Annotated in this window: 18 protein-coding genes; 13 read left to right on the forward strand and 5 right to left on the reverse strand. The window is 40.3% G+C overall.

Annotated features, from left to right (window positions below; translation table 11 throughout):
* Window positions 1-88: 88 nt before the first annotated feature.
* A complete protein-coding gene (locus ACN0T8_RS14415) occupies window positions 89-541 on the forward strand; it encodes an EVE domain-containing protein (RefSeq protein ID WP_417881321.1) in 453 nt (150 codons plus the stop codon).
* A gap of 52 nt (window positions 542-593) precedes the next feature.
* Here ACN0T8_RS14415 and ACN0T8_RS14420 read toward each other — a convergent pair whose 3' ends face one another.
* Both ACN0T8_RS14420 and ACN0T8_RS14425 read right to left on the reverse strand, forming a co-directional pair.
* Entirely contained in the window at window positions 594-1,451 is an 858-nt protein-coding gene (locus ACN0T8_RS14420; RefSeq protein ID WP_417881322.1) for a Cof-type HAD-IIB family hydrolase, read from the reverse strand.
* 139 nt (window positions 1,452-1,590) lie between these two features.
* The gene (locus ACN0T8_RS14425) at window positions 1,591-2,610 is read right to left on the reverse strand and encodes an alpha/beta fold hydrolase (protein ID WP_417881323.1); all 1,020 of its coding nucleotides are present in this window, start codon (window positions 2,608-2,610) and stop codon (window positions 1,591-1,593) included.
* Between the two features lie 179 nt (window positions 2,611-2,789).
* Here ACN0T8_RS14425 and ACN0T8_RS14430 point away from each other — a divergent pair, with 179 nt between their 5' ends.
* The gene (locus tag ACN0T8_RS14430; RefSeq protein WP_417881324.1) at window positions 2,790-3,848 is read left to right on the forward strand and encodes an acyltransferase; all 1,059 of its coding nucleotides are present in this window, start codon (window positions 2,790-2,792) and stop codon (window positions 3,846-3,848) included.
* An 11-nt stretch (window positions 3,849-3,859) separates the two neighbouring features.
* Here the strand turns inward: ACN0T8_RS14430 and ACN0T8_RS14435 are convergent, their stop codons facing one another.
* The gene (locus ACN0T8_RS14435) at window positions 3,860-4,192 is read right to left on the reverse strand and encodes a DUF2500 domain-containing protein (RefSeq protein WP_417881325.1); all 333 of its coding nucleotides are present in this window, start codon (window positions 4,190-4,192) and stop codon (window positions 3,860-3,862) included.
* 251 nt (window positions 4,193-4,443) lie between these two features.
* Between ACN0T8_RS14435 and ACN0T8_RS14440 the strand changes: the two genes are divergently transcribed.
* The 3 genes from ACN0T8_RS14440 (at window position 4,444) to ACN0T8_RS14450 (ending at window position 6,929) form a co-directional block, all read left to right on the forward strand.
* On the forward strand, window positions 4,444-4,812 hold the full coding sequence (locus tag ACN0T8_RS14440; protein ID WP_417881326.1) for a DUF4145 domain-containing protein: 369 nt from the start codon (window positions 4,444-4,446) through the stop codon (window positions 4,810-4,812).
* A gap of 815 nt (window positions 4,813-5,627) precedes the next feature.
* Entirely contained in the window at window positions 5,628-6,254 is a 627-nt protein-coding gene (locus ACN0T8_RS14445) for a lysoplasmalogenase family protein (RefSeq protein WP_417881327.1), read from the forward strand.
* A gap of 90 nt (window positions 6,255-6,344) precedes the next feature.
* Entirely contained in the window at window positions 6,345-6,929 is a 585-nt protein-coding gene (locus ACN0T8_RS14450) for a YhgN family NAAT transporter (protein ID WP_417881328.1), read from the forward strand.
* 65 nt (window positions 6,930-6,994) lie between these two features.
* Here ACN0T8_RS14450 and ACN0T8_RS14455 read toward each other — a convergent pair whose 3' ends face one another.
* Window positions 6,995-7,264, reverse strand: coding sequence for a DUF1145 domain-containing protein (locus ACN0T8_RS14455; RefSeq protein WP_417881329.1), 270 nt, complete (start codon window positions 7,262-7,264; stop codon window positions 6,995-6,997).
* 24 nt (window positions 7,265-7,288) lie between these two features.
* Complete coding sequence (gene rsmD / locus ACN0T8_RS14460; protein WP_417881330.1) at window positions 7,289-7,882, reverse strand: 16S rRNA (guanine(966)-N(2))-methyltransferase RsmD; 594 nt, start codon at window positions 7,880-7,882, stop codon at window positions 7,289-7,291.
* A 204-nt stretch (window positions 7,883-8,086) separates the two neighbouring features.
* On the opposite strand from rsmD, the gene ftsY reads away from it, so the two are divergent.
* The 8 genes from ftsY to ubiA all read left to right on the forward strand — a co-directional run bounded on the left by ftsY (window position 8,087) and on the right by ubiA (window position 15,301).
* On the forward strand, window positions 8,087-9,316 hold the full coding sequence (gene ftsY, locus ACN0T8_RS14465) for a signal recognition particle-docking protein FtsY (RefSeq protein WP_417881331.1): 1,230 nt from the start codon (window positions 8,087-8,089) through the stop codon (window positions 9,314-9,316).
* A 39-nt stretch (window positions 9,317-9,355) separates the two neighbouring features.
* Window positions 9,356-10,030: a cell division ATP-binding protein FtsE gene (ftsE, locus tag ACN0T8_RS14470; RefSeq protein WP_417881332.1), complete on the forward strand. Its 675-nt coding sequence runs from the start codon at window positions 9,356-9,358 to the stop codon at window positions 10,028-10,030.
* Complete coding sequence (gene ftsX, locus ACN0T8_RS14475) at window positions 10,020-10,991, forward strand: permease-like cell division protein FtsX (protein WP_417881333.1); 972 nt, start codon at window positions 10,020-10,022, stop codon at window positions 10,989-10,991. The genes ftsE and ftsX overlap by 11 nt, the downstream gene beginning before the upstream one ends.
* A gap of 223 nt (window positions 10,992-11,214) precedes the next feature.
* A complete protein-coding gene (gene rpoH / locus ACN0T8_RS14480; RefSeq protein WP_417881334.1) occupies window positions 11,215-12,069 on the forward strand; it encodes an RNA polymerase sigma factor RpoH in 855 nt (284 codons plus the stop codon).
* A 428-nt stretch (window positions 12,070-12,497) separates the two neighbouring features.
* Window positions 12,498-12,821 carry a thiosulfate sulfurtransferase GlpE gene (gene glpE / locus ACN0T8_RS14485; RefSeq protein WP_417881335.1) on the forward strand — a complete coding sequence of 108 codons (324 nt, stop codon included), beginning with the start codon at window positions 12,498-12,500 and terminating at the stop codon, window positions 12,819-12,821.
* Window positions 12,822-12,956: 135 nt separating this feature from the next.
* Window positions 12,957-13,787 carry a rhomboid family intramembrane serine protease GlpG gene (gene glpG / locus ACN0T8_RS14490; RefSeq protein ID WP_417881336.1) on the forward strand — a complete coding sequence of 277 codons (831 nt, stop codon included), beginning with the start codon at window positions 12,957-12,959 and terminating at the stop codon, window positions 13,785-13,787.
* 105 nt (window positions 13,788-13,892) lie between these two features.
* Entirely contained in the window at window positions 13,893-14,441 is a 549-nt protein-coding gene (locus ACN0T8_RS14495) for a chorismate lyase (RefSeq protein WP_417881362.1), read from the forward strand.
* 5 nt (window positions 14,442-14,446) lie between these two features.
* Complete coding sequence (gene ubiA, locus ACN0T8_RS14500; RefSeq protein WP_417881337.1) at window positions 14,447-15,301, forward strand: 4-hydroxybenzoate octaprenyltransferase; 855 nt, start codon at window positions 14,447-14,449, stop codon at window positions 15,299-15,301.
* Window positions 15,302-15,351 lie beyond the last annotated feature (50 nt).

Raw genomic sequence — 15,351 nt, forward strand, 5'->3', positions numbered from 1 at the left:
AATGATTTATTTAACGCTGGTTATTTCTTTGTATAGCCAAGTAATTTCAAGTCACTTAGTAGACTGACAGCAAAACAGAAGGTTCATTATGGCATATTGGTTATTTAAAACTGAACCCGACACGTTTTCGATTGATACTTTGCGAGTGCAAAATATCGCGTGTTGGGAGGGAGTCCGCAATTATCAAGCCCGTAATATGTTGCGTGATGAAGTGAAAGTGGGGGATGAGGTTTTGATCTACCATTCTTCTTGCAAAAAGATTGGGGTAGCGGGCATCGCTAAAGTAGTGAAAGGCGCATACCCAGATCACTTCCAATTTGATCCAGAAAGCCCTTATTTTGATATTAAGTCTGAGCCGAGTAACCCACGATGGGTAATGGTGGATATTGAGTTTGTTCGTAAAACTAGTCGTATTATTAGCTTGGCAGAAATGAAAGCCATGCCCGAGTTGGAAAATATGCCTTTGGTGAAAAGAGGAAATCGTCTATCGATCATGCCTGTGAGTAAATTTGAATGGCAGGTAATTTTAGATAAAGAGTAGGTTACTTGTAGTGATAAAAAATGGCAGCTTAATTGAGCTGCCATTTTTTGATTCAACTACTTGTATGTATAGGAGACGATAACAAGTGATCTTCTAGGTAATGCGCGACGGCTTCGTCGATGCTGTTACCAATAATTTCATTGTTTGGTAGCGCTTTCATCACTTTGTCGTGAGCGGTGCCCATGATTAAACCTTTATACGCTGTGGCGAGCATTTCTACATCATTCATACCATCGCCAAACGAAATGCAGTTTTCAAGTTTTTTGCCCAGCTTTTTGGCCACGGCTAATAATGCATCCCCTTTTGATACATTAGGTGCCATGATTTCTAAACACCAAGGGGTTGAGAAGGCAATGCTGATGCGGTCACCAAACTGTTCTTTTAGCTGCTGTTCATAAGCGGCTAAATGATCATGATCGGTATGGGTAAAGAATAACTTAGCAATGTCTTCGGTTGGTGCGTTATTAATATCAAATAATGAATAATTAAACCCAGATTCTTGGTGATGCTTGCTGAGTTTTAGATCTTCTTTATCCGTCAGCCAATCATTGCTGCGATAGATGTGAATGCGATGGTCTGGATCTTGTTTGATGATATCGACAATCGGCTGAATCACATCTTCAGGCAGGTTTTTGCTGTATAATAATTCATTATCTGGCGAATGAACACGCGCACCATTAGACGTGATCATATAAGCCGGAATGCCCGCACTAGCACGGAAGCTTTCCACATCAACATGATGGCGACCTGTGGCAAAAATAAACGTCATGCCTTTTTCATGTAGCTTCTTCAGGGTTTGCTTGGTGAATGCACCTAAGGTGTGATCGGGCAACAATAGCGTGCCATCTAAATCCGATGCAACAATATTCACATCTTGTAGAGCAGGTTGAGAAAGCGTGTGGTTTGACATATTGCCTCTATAGAATCATTTAAAAACAGGAATAGTTTACGTTAATTTAATAGGAAAAAAGAGGGTAAAGCTTGCATGGTTCATTTCCTCTTTTATCGCGAACAAAATTTAACTACAAAAGAACAACAGGTCTTAGGAATTAAGATTGTTGGGCAAAAAAATTCAGGCACTGAGCAAGAGCTTGGCTACGGAGTTCATCGGTTTCAAAAAACAATTCGTGGCGAGCACCTTGTATTATTGCTAATTTTGCTAACCCCGGCTTGGTTTTGTTGATCTTGTTGATGAAACGTTTTTGTGCGCTGTTATCGACCACGGTATCTTGACTGGCTTGCATCAAGAGTACGGGTAAATTCAATTTATGCGCTTCTTTACTACAGAGCTTAGCGGCGATTAATGATTGATGCGCCCAGTGAGTGCTGACGCCACCGAGTTGAATTTCGGGTTGTTGCTCATACAAGCTTCGGAACCATTGGTAACGCAGTGCACTGTGAGTGAGGTCATTAGTTTCAAAGGGTTTGTTATAATATGGTTTTTGTCCCGGCGCATAGATAGGCTCTGAGCTACGGGATGACATCCATTTAGTCAGTGGACCAGAGATCGGGCGAAGATACCATTGCATTTGAATGCCGATCATTGGTGCACTGAATGTAATTGCATCAAAATAATGGTTTGGATGAGTTTGCAGATAACGAGTTGAAATGGCCCCACCCATTGAGTGAGCCAAAATAAAGCGTTTTTGGTAACGGCTGAAATCAAACGCTTCGACGACATGATGCATATCTTTAATGTAGTAGTCGAAATGCTCAACATGGCCGATTTGTTTATCGGTGCAGCAACGTTCTGATATGCCTTGACCACGATGGTCATAAGAGTAAACGTCATAGCCTTGTTCTACGAGATCCCAAAACAATTCTTGATACTTATAAACACTCTCAATTCGACCATTGACCAATAGAATAACTTTGGTATTTTCAGGACGAGTGAAAGAAACCCAGTACAGTTTCTTGCCCTGCTGGCCTTCAATAAATCCTTCATTTCGGGATTGCCAAAATGGGCTTAAAGTCTGTTGTGAAAACGCGATCAACTCTTGTTCACGTTGCCAGTGTTTGTTGTGCTCAATCATATGCTGCTTAATCATTACGCAATTATGTTGCTTCAACTATGCCACTTTTTGTCTATCTTCCGTAGCGATTTCTTATCTATTTTATTGGGTCATTTTATGGTTTTAAATATAAAGCCCAGATGATGTAACGATAAGTTAAGTTTTGGTCAGGTTATAGCTATGCAGTTATTGTTGCTTTATGTTAGATGGATAAAGTAATCATGGAGTGACACGTTATGTCGCAAGTTAGCCAATCAACCCAGCCTAGTCAGCCAAGGGTTTTCTTCTTTGATTTATTGCGTTGCGTAGCGGCTATTTTTGTTATCGCTATTCATGTGCTGGCTCCTTATCGTCATGATCTTGGAGTGATTCCTTTTAATCAATGGGTCACAGCGGTGAGTCTCAATAGTATTTCTCGTTGGGCAGTACCTGTATTTATTATGATCTCAGGTGCTTTGTTATTAAGTGATCGTCGTCCATTTGATGCCAAATATTATCTGCAACGTCGATTTGGCAAAGTACTCGTCCCCTTTTTAATTTGGTCGCTATTTTATGCTTATCTTTCTGGTTGGGGAATCAATGGTTTTGATGGTGAACTTGCTTCCTCTGTGTTAGCGGATAGTTTTCATCATGCAACTTATTACCACCTTGGATTTTTCTATTATTTCCTTCCGTTATATTTCGTTGTTCCTTTCTTGCAAATATTAGTGCAAAAAATTGATAACACTGGGTTGTTCATCTTGGTGATGCTGTGGTTAATGACCACTGCCTTTTATTTACTGAGTTTTGATGGGCCATGGAGTAATCAATATTATTTATATAGTGGCTATTTGTTATTGGGTTATGTCTGTTATCAAAAATTACCGCTAAATCACTCGCTCGTGATAGGGCTGACAGTGTTGGGCGTCGCTGCATTATGGATGACAGGGTTTATGGTGATAACGGATAGTGTTGAAGTTGGTAAGTACACAGTGGGGCGTTGGCTTTCTTATAAAACGTTGAATACCGTATTAGCTGCTACAATGATATTTATGTTAGCTCGTTACTTTGGTGAGTTTATTGTCGGTAAGGCGAAGCGAGTGATTAGTTTTATTAGCGATTACAGTTTAGGGGTCTATATCTTGCATCCACTTTTTCTATGGCCGATGAAAACTTATGGTTGGCACCAAGGCCACCCAGTTTGGGTGATTCCAATTTGGGTAGTGTTGAGTGGCGTAGGATCGTTGGGGTTAAGTTGGTTAATTACTCGCTCTAATAAGACTTGTTGGTTATTGCCAGTGGTAAGAAAGTCTTAAGATAGTGGGGGTTATTCTTTTAATAAAGCAAAGTGAAGGAATTTATCACCTTGATAAGTGAGTGTGCCTTTATCTCCAGGGTTTAATGCGCTGTAGTAGTGGATACCCACTTTAAATTCTCGCTTAGGTCCCACTGGAAGTTTTTGAACATAAATCCAATGCTCTTGATCCTCTTGGCCAGATTGAGCTTCAGGAATATCGATAGTTTGTTTATCGATAACCATCACTTTGACTTGTTGTTCAGGCGCATCTAGCCCTAAGTTGTGCTTTTTATGAAATTGGCGATACATCCATGCCGCCAGTCCGATGAGTAAAATAAGGCTAATTAATAAAGTGATTGGCATTGTGATACATCCTAACTAATTAATTTTATAGTACATATACCCAAGTGATTTCAAGATGCAGAATTCAGAGTTATCCTCCTGAAACTCGTATCTTGAAGTTACTTGGATATAGTATCCAAATTGCGATAGATATTACCTACCCTAATAGAATAATTCGTGATCCAGTCTCGTTTTTGTCGACATATGACTAGTTTTATAGGGCTGATGTTGGTTTATTCTTATATATGATTCGTGGCTAAGAGGTGTGTAGAGTGTCCGATATTGAAAAAGTAGTTTTACATACTCGTCGTTTAGAACGTTTATTGAGAGAGCAGTATCATGCTAAAGGGCAAGGTTTAGTTGAGCTGACCGAAAGTTGCGTGACACGTTTGCCTCATGATGTTGCTCAAAGAATTCATTTAATAGCTCAAAGTCGTCAACAACTACTGGATGGTGAGATTGATTTGGAATTAACCGCTGATTTTATTCAGACGTGTATTGAGTGTGAAAAAGAACTGACACCACGAAGTGGTCGTTTTATTTGGGGAGTGGCTATTGTGTTAATGCTGGCAATGACACTAGGTGCAATTTTATTTTATTCAATTCATTGGGATGTGGTCGCTCATCATTTAAATTTGTAATCAAACCAAATTAACCGTTTGAATATAAACAAAAAAGGACGCTGCTAGCGTCCTTTTTTGTTTTAGTATTTGATTAAGAAATCATTGGTAGAGTCATTAAACCAACCATTACTGCAATCAATACCAATCCTTGTCTTTGAGATGTCGTCATGTGAAAACTTCCTTCTGGTTGATTAGATATGCAGCTAATATAACAAAAAAAATACAGTTGATCTAGATCTATTTAATATTGGCCTATAAATGTAAGTTTAGTGTAAGAAAAATCGCTAATTGTGACGATTAAATTTTTTTATTTTTATTTGTGAAATGCATGATTTCATTTATGGAGTTGTTGTTTTGTTCTTAACTTGTTGATTTTTATTTGTTAAGTATGTTTTTTGTTTTTTAGTATTTTTATTTTTTTTAAAACCTATAATTTTGGTTGCTAGAATCTATGACCTTGTGTTTAACCGTTTAACTTTAATGGTAGGTGAAGTTTTAATGGATATGGAGAGCTTTTATCACTTTTAGGTAGGAAGATATAAGCTTATTTGACAATAGATTGTTTTTGTTTATTTTTTGGTTAATTTTAATACGCATTTTTATCGTTTAACTCACTGTTATATATGGAATTTATAAACTTGTTTATTTATTGCTCTATGAAAGTTTTGTTTTTATTATCTAAAGGGAGATTTTAGACCATTATGTTTGTTTTCTAGAGTTAATGATTAGAGGGGGATAATCAGGATCATTGCTTTTCTAACCTTGGCTATTTTAGCCTTTACCTTCTTGGTGGCTCTCTCTACACTAAGTTGATAAATAGAAAGGGGAAACGCATGTGGTATTGGCTATTAATGGGGGGATTATTGCTCCCCATGCTTGTGTTTATAAAGTTTGAGCAAACTAAATGGTTGTCTGTCTCCAAATTATTACTTTTCATTGGCTTGATTGGTAGTTTGCTATTGCAACACGATCTTAACCATTCGTCGTGGTTACTATCGCTTTTTGCACTAGTCTTTTTTACCTTATGTTATGGGATAGAAGAGCTTGCCCCTAAATATAGAAACCTTCAGTTATGTTTTTTCTCTATTGCTTGTCTTTGTTACAGCTTAGACCTTTGGTGCCAAGTTCATACATTGAGTTGGGCGGTCGCGATTCCAACTTTTGCACTCGTGGTGGTCGCTTTCTTACTGGTATTGCCGTTATTAGATAGCTTTGCGATTCAAGCTTCGATGGTAGCTTTGATTTTATGGCAGATGATGTGGGCAGCGGGTCAGCTTTGGTATATCAACCGAACCTTGTTGGATATGAGCAGTTTGTTAGGGGCGTTATTGCTTTCTATCGCGGTATTGATTTGGGCACTTCATTATTTTAGAAGGCCTTTTAAATATTCTTATGCTTGGAGTATGTGTTGCTATTTTAGTGCCCATATTTTAATTATCGCACCAACGGTCTTGAAGTAATGTTTGTTAACCTGAGTGGATAGCTGGTGGATTCAACCCACCACACACCACATTAATAGCGCTTATCTTATTATTTAAATTGGATTTTTTATGGAAATTTTATCAGCAGCAGTAATGCTGTTTTTGATCATGGACCCGCTTGGTAACCTACCAGTCATTCTTTCTATATTGAAGCATTTAGAGCCAAAACGTCGCCGTATTGTATTGGTGCGCGAGTTGTTATTTGCGTTGGTGATCCTGTTGCTCTTTTTATATGCGGGTAAATCCATCTTAGGATTTTTGCATGTCAAAGCGGAAACCTTGAGTATTTCAGGTGGTTTGATCTTATTTATTATCGCGATTCGAATGATCTTTCCACAACCAGGTGGTGTTGTTGGGTTGGCGGCCGGCGAAGAACCTTTTTTTGTGCCTATGGCGATCCCTATGATTGCTGGGCCTTCGGTGATAGCGTCTTTATTATTGTTATCGACTCAATCACCAGATCGTATGTTGGATTGGTCGATTGCAGTATTCCTCGCTTGGGGGGGCACCTTTTTGATCTTGATGTTTTATAACTTCTTCCATCGGATTTTGGGTGAAAAGGGCCTAAAAGCGATTGAGCGTTTAATGGGCTTGTTATTGGTGATGATGTCGACGCAAATGTTCTTAGATGGGTTGAAACAGTATTTAGGTTGAATAATTCACTAACAAAGCCGCAGTTAACTGCGGCTTTGTTGTTTTTAATAGATTGAATAATGACATTATTTTAAATATTTACTTTTCAGGTCGAGTAACGCAAAAGTACCAAATAAAATAATCGAAATTTTTTCCCAACGTGTCAGTGCCACTCCTTCGCCAAGTGCACTGGAAAACAGCAGACTTTGTAGCCCATGCATAAACAAGGTGAAAACCGCCATTACATTTAATGCAATATGTGCCATACCTGGAAATGGCTGAACTAAGTTAGTAATAAATACCGCCCACACCAACAACATAAAGGCTTTCGCTAATAGATTTAATACTTTTTTCATCGGTTGCTCCGTAGTATGTCGGCTTTAACTGAGTTGATACAGGCGGTAGCAAACTTGTCCGGCTGTTTTTTCACGATGTAGCTGCCAATGCTCTGGAATTTCAGGCAATTGCAGCTCTTTTTCGGTTTCGATATAGACTAAGCCATTTTCTGCCAGCCAACCATTTTGTTGTAATAAGTTGAGAGTTTGCTCAAGTAAGCCTTGGCGAAAAGGGGGATCGATAAAGACCACATCGTAGGCTTGCCCAGGTTGCTGTAAAAACTGCAAGGCATCTTGTTGATGGATCTCAATATTGTTGGCTTTGAGTTGGCGACTATTAGTGACTAACTGTTGGCAAGCCTGTTTATTGAGCTCTATCATAGTCACCAGTTTTGCCTGGCGAGAAGCTGATTCAAAACCTAATCCACCAGAGCCGGCAAATAAATCAAGACAGCGAGCATGGGGAATATCAGCCGCTAACCAATTAAATAATGTTTCTTTGACGCGGTCTGTGGTGGGGCGTAAACCTTGAGCATCATGGACCGGTAACTTGCGGCCTCGCCATAAGCCACTGATGATGCGAACAAAACCAACATTGCCTTTGGCTGATTGAGAAGATGAAGCTTTACGTCTTTGCATAGAATAAACCGCAGATAGATTTTTGAGTGCTCGAATAAAGTGATATTATATACCCAAGTAACTTCAAGGTGCAGAATTTTGCCGTTTTCTCATTACGGATGTTTGGTTATTATTGCTAATCAATGTGTTCGTTACGCGTTAGTTACCCACTCAAACTTAAATAAATTTGCCACTTTAAATCAAAGTGCATGCTAGGACTTGTTCATGACAGCTAAAAAGAAACGCGGTTTACTCTCTTGGCTCGGTTTTGCTGAAGAAGAGAATAAAGCCTCATCCGACCAACATATTGAATCACAACAAGATGAAGCGCTTAAGCAAACTGATGAACAAGCTGCGGAGCAATCTGAGGTTGAGCAGTCAGTCGTAGAGCAAACACCACAAGTGCTTGAATTGGATACAGAGATAGCCTCAGAAACCTCTCAACAATCTGATGACACTCAAGATGACAACCTAGTCGCTCAACAAGCTGAAGCACTAGAAACGGATCGCGTTCAAGAGCAAGTTAAGCCAACCGAAAGCTTTTTTACTCGTTTAAAGCGCAGCTTGCAACGAACCAAACAAAATATTGGCGCGGGATTTTTTGGTCTATTTAAAGGCAAGAAAATCGACGATGAATTATTTGAAGAATTAGAAGAACAATTATTAATTGCTGACGTGGGCATGAACACCACGGTGAAAATTATTGATAATCTGACGGAAAAAGCATCACGCCAAGATCTAAAAGATGGTGAAGCATTATATGGTCTCTTAAAACAAGAGATGGCGGATATATTAGCCGATGTTGAACAACCGCTAGAAATTGATACCAGCAAAACGCCTTACGTTATTTTAATGGTTGGTGTGAATGGTGTCGGTAAAACTACTACCATAGGTAAACTAGCCAAACAATTCCAATCGCAAGGTAAGTCGGTGATTCTCGCGGCGGGTGATACCTTCCGCGCGGCTGCTGTCGAGCAGTTACAAGTGTGGGGTCAACGTAATGATGTGCCAGTTATCGCTCAACACACTGGTGCGGATAGTGCTTCAGTCATTTATGATGCGATTGAAGCCGCTAAAGCACGTGGTGTTGATGTGGTGATTGCGGATACCGCTGGTCGCTTACAGAATAAGAGCAACTTGATGGAAGAGTTGCGTAAAATCGTTCGTGTTATGAAGAAAATTGACGATTCCGCTCCGCATGAAATTATGCTGACACTTGACGCTGGAACCGGTCAAAATGCGATTAGCCAAGCCAAGTTATTTAGTGATGTCGCACCGGTAACAGGTATCAACCTAACTAAATTAGATGGCACCGCCAAAGGTGGGGTTATCTTTGCACTAGCCGATCAATTTAAAATTCCTATCCGTTATATTGGGGTAGGTGAAGGCATTGATGATTTACGTCCATTCCAAGCACAAGACTTTATTGAAGCGCTATTTAGCCGAGAAGAATAATTTTTATCCATGTTATTGGGTGAGTATTAAGGGAAAGAAATGATTAAGTTTCAACAAGTCAGCAAGGTATACCGTGGTGGTCATCAAGCGCTGCAAAAAGTCGACTTTCATATACGTCGAGGTGAAATGGCCTTTCTTGGAGGACATTCCGGTGCAGGTAAAAGTACTCTGTTGAAGTTGATTTGTGCGATCGAGCGTCCTAGCGATGGCAAGATCTATTTTAATGATCACGATATTACGCGTATCGCCAGTAAAGATATTCCATTTTTACGTCGTAATATTGGTATTATTTTCCAAGATCATAAGCTACTGATGGATCGAACCGTTTTTGATAACGTTGCATTGCCAATGCGTATTGAAGGCGCCTCGGAAAATGAGATCAAACGCCGCGTTTCAGCTGCCTTAGATAAAATTGGTATGCTAGATAAAGCACCTTGCTTGCCACGTCAATTATCAGGTGGTGAACAGCAGCGTGTCGGGATTGCTCGTGCGGTAGTGAATCGTCCTCGTTTATTATTAGCTGACGAACCGACGGGTAACTTAGATCATGACTTATCTCACCAAGTACTCAATCTATTAGAAGAATTTAACCGCGCAGGAGTGTCGATTATTTTCGCTACCCACGATTTAGAGTTGGTTAATAGCCGCCCACAATATCGTCGTTTTGAATTAAACCAAGGTTTTTTAAGTGAGGTAGAACGCTATGGCCAATAAGAAGCTTAAAGCGGCCAAATTGTCTAAAGCGAATACGCGTCCAAAATCGGCAGGCTTTTTTCAAACTCACATCAAACAAGCTAAAGATTCTTTTCGTAGTTTAATGGCTCGCCCTCTTGGTACTATTTTAACCTTAGCTGTGGTATCGATGTCTTTAACACTACCTGCAACCTTTTATACCGCTGGTAAAAATATTGCGATAGTAGCTGAGGATATGAATACCGCTTCACAAGTGAGTGTGTATTTAAAAGAAGGTACGCCAGAAGCACGCCTGATGGTATTAAAAGACCAAGTGGAAACCTGGCCTGAAGTAGAGTCAGTACAGTACATTTCCTCGCAACAAGGTCTAGAAGATTTAAGTCAGTTTGCCGGCTTAGAACAAGCTATGTCACTGTTAAATGATACCGCTTTGCCGCCGGTACTTGTGGTCATGCCAGATACTGAGCACCAACAAACCGATAACATCAAAACATTGGCGAAAAAACTGCAATCAGAAAGCGATGTGACCGACGTTCGCTTGGATGAAGATTGGTTTGCTCGTCTTGATGCGATTAAACACTTAGCTTATATCGTCGCTTATTCGTTTGCTTTATTGATGCTGGTGTCGGTGTTCTTAATTGTCGGCAATACTCTGCGATTCAACATTTTGGCGCATAAAGAAGAAATCCAAGTAATGAAGCTGATTGGTGCAACGGATCACTTTATCTTACGACCTTATTTATATACCGGATTATGGCTTGGCCTATTAGGCTCCTTAATTGCTTGGTTCTTAACCTTGATTATTACCTTGTTGCTAAGTGGCGCAGTCGACACCTTAGCGGGCTTATATGACAGTCACTTTAGTTTGCTTGGTTTAGGTTGGGATGAAAGTATCTTGTTGTTGATGCTCGGTTCTACTTTAGGGTGGATAGCGGCGAATTTATCGGCCAGAAAGCATTTAAAAGAAATCGAACCGGTTTAATAAAAATCTGAACTAATTTTATGTGGAAATAAGGTGAATGTGAGTTTAGTAGGCTTTCTTCTATTCAATTTATATTCACTCTTGCATTCTAGAGATTTGCTATGAATAATAGTTACCCCCTTGAAGATCTCTAGCAGAAGGTCCAGAATAGGTGGGTTGAAATTAATCAAACTGTCTTTTTTAAAGTGTGTTATTAATTTTTTAAAGACAAAAGAGGAATTGAATGTCAAACGCATATCCAATGACTTTAGTCACTTCAGATAGTTTAGATAGCTATATTCGCACAGCCAATAGCTACCCAATGCTGACGGCTGAAGAGGAACGTGACTTAGCAGAGCGACTACACTACCACGGTGAAATTGAGGCAGCGAAAGGCCTGATTTTGTCGCACCTACGCTTTGTTGTACACGTTGCGCGTGGCTACTCTGGTTATGGTTTACCTTTAGCGGATTTGATCCAAGAGGGTAATATCGGCTTAATGAAGGCAGTAAAACGTTTTAACCCAGAAGTGGGGGTTCGTTTGGTGTCTTTTGCGGTGCATTGGATTAAAGCAGAAATTCATGAATACGTGTTACGTAACTGGCGTATTGTGAAAATCGCGACTACCAAAGCACAACGTAAATTGTTTTTTAACCTACGTAAGTCTAAGAAGCGCTTAGGTTGGTTTAATAACGGTGAAGTTGAAACGGTAGCTAAAGAGCTGGGTGTTTCGACCACTGAAGTGCGTGAAATGGAATCTCGTTTAGCGGCGCAAGATGCGACCTTTGAGATGCCATCAGAAGATGATGATTCTGTCTCTTCTTATACTGCGCCAGTTTTGTATTTAGAAGATAAGCATTCTGATATTGCTGAGAATATCGAAGCGGATAATTGGGAAAACCATACCAATAACCGTCTAGGTCATGCGTTAGCAACTTTAGATGAGCGTAGTCAGCATATTGTACGCTCTCGTTGGTTAGATGATCAGAAAGCAACGTTACAAGAACTGGCAGACACGTATAGTGTTTCGGCAGAGCGAATTCGCCAGTTAGAAAAGAACGCGATGAAAAAATTAAAATTGGCGGTAGGTGAGTTCTAATTCGATCTCTCATGAACGCTTAATTTAACATGAAAGGCCAAGATCACATGATCTTGGCTTTTTTTATGCGATCGAGTTTATTTACGGGGATCAAAGGCAATGATCTAATGGTTAATCACAAGCGATCGTTTTCTGTGGGTAAATATGTGGATAAGCTAGGGGTGGGTATAGGGTACGATACACTATATATGGTATTAAGGGCTTTTTTCGAATGTTGATAAAGTTACGCTTACTCACACTTAGATCAGGATCATTACTACATGTTGTGGATCCAAAAATATAAAAACACTTTATCAACGTAATTCACAGCCTTATCCACAGCTGAGTGAATTATGTACACCATAAGGTGTCCCCACTTTCTATCTGTCTTTGTTTGTTGTGGGATACGTTATACTAGTCTGCCCTTATTATGGAAAAAGGAGACAATAATGGACCAGTTTCAACATATCGATGTAGAGCAAGCTCAGAAAATGATAATTGAGCAATCAGCGGTATTATTAGATATTCGCGATCCACAATCTTTTGCGGTGGCCCATGCCGAACAAGCTAAGCATTTAACGAATGATACTATTGTAGCCTTGATGGAAGATTTAGAGTTTGATCAACCATTATTAGTAATGTGTTACCACGGCATTAGTAGTCAAGGGGCTGCACAATATTTGGTAAACCAAGGCTTCGAAGAAGTGTATAGTGTCGATGGTGGCTTTGAAGCATGGCAACGTAGTAATTTGCCAATGATAAAAATGGCTTAAATATTCTTTGAGTATTATTAAGCTTCGATATTACTAAGTTTTAATATTGTAAAACTTAGCCGACTCTTTTGTGGGTTAGCCCTTTGGGGGCCGCATTGCGGCTAATCATTACCGAAAAATTTCATAGGTAGTCGTATGATTCGTTTGATCGCTTTAAATAATCCTCGGATTGCACAATCATTTATAGATTATATGGCATCGCGAGATATTGAAATCTTGATGACACCAGAAGGCGAAGGGCTGTTCGCGTTGTGGCTGAAACAAACTGAATATCAAATTGAAGTAGAAGCTGAGCTCAAGTTATTTATCGATAACCCTCACGCTCAAAAGTATCAAGCGGCCTCTTGGGAAGTAGCAGACTCTCGTACTCAGCAATTTCATTATGACTCCCCGAGCTTTATCGCTCAGATTAAAGCCAAAGCCGGCCCTTTGACGTTAGCAATTATGGCCATTTGCCTTGTGGTGTATGGCTTGTTGTTCTTTGGTTTTGGCCAACCGTTGTTCCAATCTTTGCACTTTCCTGCCAACCCTGAACAAAAATGGCAATTATGGCGTTGGGTCAGTCATGCCTTCTTGCACTTTTCGGTCGCTCATATTGCCTTTAACCTTCTATGGTGGTGGCAGTTTGGCGGTGATATTGAGAAGAAATTAGGTTCAGGTAAGTTATTACAAATTTTTCTTCTGTCGGCTGCATTGTCCGGTTCGGCGCAATATTGGGTCGAAGGGGCAAACTTTGGCGGGCTATCGGGCGTGGTTTATGCCTTGATGGGGTACTTATGGATTATTGGTTGGCGTCGACCTGACAAAGGTTTATCGGTTCCGCGTCCATTGGTAATCTTTATGCTAGGTTGGTTGGTCTTAGGTTTTGTTCAGCCATTTATGGCGATTGCTAACAGTGCTCATTTAGCGGGCTTGCTTGCCGGTTGTGGTTTAGCCGCCTTGGAAGGGCAGTCAAAAGCGGTATAAGTTTTTGTGCTTTAGGTATACCTTTCTTTCGCGTTAGATATTCGATGAGTCATTCTATTGGTACAATGGCACTTGGCCGTAATATTCAGCGACGATTTACACATGATTGAGCAAATGTATTCTTCATATTTTAATTATTTTACTCGCCTTGATTGGCAAACGGCATCGTCGTTTTGTTTTGGTGAGTGTTTGGATGCCGAGTGGCTGCGCGAACAAGGCTCGCTTTCGATGCGCTTTTCTCAGCAATGTCAGCACTTGTCTGCCGAGGTGGTGCGTAATCAAATTATCCCAAGTAGCCAATTAACCGACTTTCAACGTGCTATGTTGCTAAGAGCGGACACTTTAGATCAAGACTACCTACTACGAGAAGTCGTATTAGCGGCTGATGGTGAGCCTTGGTTGCTGGGGAGTACGCTAATTCCCCGTTCATCATTAACCGATGAGCAATTTGATTTATCGAAACAAGGCGAAGTGCCGTTAGGATTAACGGTATTTCAAGCAGATCAAGTAGCCCGAGATCAGTTGTATTTAGCGACCATATCTTCTCCATTAGGCGAGTTGGCAGCACGTAGTTCTCGTTTATGGATGAATAAAAAACCTATGTTGGTTGCAGAGCTATTTCTTCCCCCATCGCCTATTTATCGAAAGGAATGAATGATATGACTATGGCAAAAGCTGCGGCTTATTGGCAGCTTACCCGTATGAACCGTCCAATTGGTTCACTACTTTTATTATGGCCGACGTTATGGGCGTTGCTACTTTCTGCTGATGGTTTACCAGGTTGGCATGTGACGATCGTGTTTGTACTAGGTGTGTTTACTATGCGTTCAGCCGGTTGTGTGATTAATGATTTTGCCGATCGTAAAGTTGATGGTCATGTAAAGCGCACTAAAAATCGCCCTTTACCTTCGGGGTTAGTCTCGAGCAAAGAAGCCTTAGTATTGTTCTTTGTACTGGTGTTGGTGTCATTTTTACTGGTGCTAAGTATGAATAGGCTGACAATTGAGCTGTCGTTAGTCGGTGTGGTACTCGCATTTATTTATCCCTTTATGAAGCGTTTCACACATGTACCGCAATTGTTTTTGGGCTTAGCCTTTAGTTGGGCGATTCCAATGGCGTGGGCCGCGGAAGCTGGCACATTACCTGTTGAAGTGTGGTTAGTGTTTGTGATTAATGTGTTGTGGACCATCGCTTACGATACTCAATACGCTATGGTTGACCGAGATGATGATTTAAAAATTGGCATTAAGTCGACGGCGATTTTGTTTGGTCGTTTCGATAAATTGATCATTGGCTTATTGCAATTAGCTTGCCTATTATTATTAATGGTATTGGGTGATTGGATGGGGCTTTCACCTACTTACTATTGGAGCCTACTTGCGGTAGCAGCGTTATTTGTTTATCAGCAGCGTATGATTAAAGATCGAGAAAGAGATAGCTGCTTTACTGCCTTTTTAAACAATAACTACGTGGGGATGGTTATTGCGATGGGGATCTTGATTAGCGTGCTTTAATGACTATACCCAAATGACTTGGGTGTATACCAACCCTAATAAAAATGCCG

The sequence above is a fragment of the Vibrio sp. genome (assembly GCF_048266485.1).
Taxonomy (GTDB): Bacteria; Pseudomonadota; Gammaproteobacteria; order Enterobacterales; family Vibrionaceae; genus Vibrio.

Excerpts from the sequence above, each read along its gene's own strand:
- ACN0T8_RS14415 (WP_417881321.1), top strand. The coding sequence starts at position 89 with ATGGCATATTGGTTATTTAAAACTGAACCCGACACGTTTTCGATTGAT.
- ACN0T8_RS14435 (WP_417881325.1), bottom strand. The coding sequence starts at position 4,192 with ATGCCAATCACTTTATTAATTAGCCTTATTTTACTCATCGGACTGGCG.
- rpoH (WP_417881334.1), top strand. The coding sequence starts at position 11,215 with ATGTCAAACGCATATCCAATGACTTTAGTCACTTCAGATAGTTTAGAT.
- ubiA (WP_417881337.1), top strand. The coding sequence starts at position 14,447 with ATGACTATGGCAAAAGCTGCGGCTTATTGGCAGCTTACCCGTATGAAC.
- ACN0T8_RS14430 (WP_417881324.1), top strand. The coding sequence starts at position 2,790 with ATGTCGCAAGTTAGCCAATCAACCCAGCCTAGTCAGCCAAGGGTTTTC.
- ACN0T8_RS14420 (WP_417881322.1), bottom strand. The coding sequence starts at position 1,451 with ATGTCAAACCACACGCTTTCTCAACCTGCTCTACAAGATGTGAATATT.
- ACN0T8_RS14445 (WP_417881327.1), top strand. The coding sequence starts at position 5,628 with ATGTGGTATTGGCTATTAATGGGGGGATTATTGCTCCCCATGCTTGTG.
- ACN0T8_RS14450 (WP_417881328.1), top strand. The coding sequence starts at position 6,345 with ATGGAAATTTTATCAGCAGCAGTAATGCTGTTTTTGATCATGGACCCG.
- rsmD (WP_417881330.1), bottom strand. The coding sequence starts at position 7,882 with ATGCAAAGACGTAAAGCTTCATCTTCTCAATCAGCCAAAGGCAATGTT.
- ftsY (WP_417881331.1), top strand. The coding sequence starts at position 8,087 with ATGACAGCTAAAAAGAAACGCGGTTTACTCTCTTGGCTCGGTTTTGCT.
- ACN0T8_RS14455 (WP_417881329.1), bottom strand. The coding sequence starts at position 7,264 with ATGAAAAAAGTATTAAATCTATTAGCGAAAGCCTTTATGTTGTTGGTG.
- ftsE (WP_417881332.1), top strand. The coding sequence starts at position 9,356 with ATGATTAAGTTTCAACAAGTCAGCAAGGTATACCGTGGTGGTCATCAA.
- ftsX (WP_417881333.1), top strand. The coding sequence starts at position 10,020 with ATGGCCAATAAGAAGCTTAAAGCGGCCAAATTGTCTAAAGCGAATACG.
- glpE (WP_417881335.1), top strand. The coding sequence starts at position 12,498 with ATGGACCAGTTTCAACATATCGATGTAGAGCAAGCTCAGAAAATGATA.
- glpG (WP_417881336.1), top strand. The coding sequence starts at position 12,957 with ATGATTCGTTTGATCGCTTTAAATAATCCTCGGATTGCACAATCATTT.